We start from the raw sequence: 374 nt of genomic DNA on the forward strand, positions 1-374 counted from the left end.
AGTGAAAGGCTAATCAAGCTCGGAGATAGCTGGTTCTCCTCGAAAGCTATTTAGGTAGCGCCTCACGTATCACTCCAGGGGGTAGAGCACTGTTTCGGCTAGGGGGTCATCCCGACTTACCAAACCGATGCAAACTCCGAATACCTGGAAGTGTCAGCGTGGGAGACACACGGCGGGTGCTAACGTCCGTCGTGAAAAGGGAAACAACCCAGACCGCCAGCTAAGGTCCCAAAGTTGTGGTTAAGTGGTAAACGATGTGGGAAGGCTTAGACAGCTAGGAGGTTGGCTTAGAAGCAGCCACCCTTTAAAGAAAGCGTAATAGCTCACTAGTCGAGTCGGCCTGCGCGGAAGATGTAACGGGGCTCAAACCACAC

Annotated in this window: 1 rRNA gene; it reads left to right on the forward strand. The window is 52.9% G+C overall.

The features are described 5' to 3' along the window. Positions 1 to 374: ribosomal RNA gene (locus P3W75_RS04815) — 23S ribosomal RNA — on the forward strand; the annotation flags it as partial.

The sequence above is a fragment of the Pseudomonas citronellolis genome (genome assembly GCF_029335315.1).
Classification (GTDB): domain Bacteria; phylum Pseudomonadota; class Gammaproteobacteria; order Pseudomonadales; family Pseudomonadaceae; genus Pseudomonas; species Pseudomonas citronellolis_A.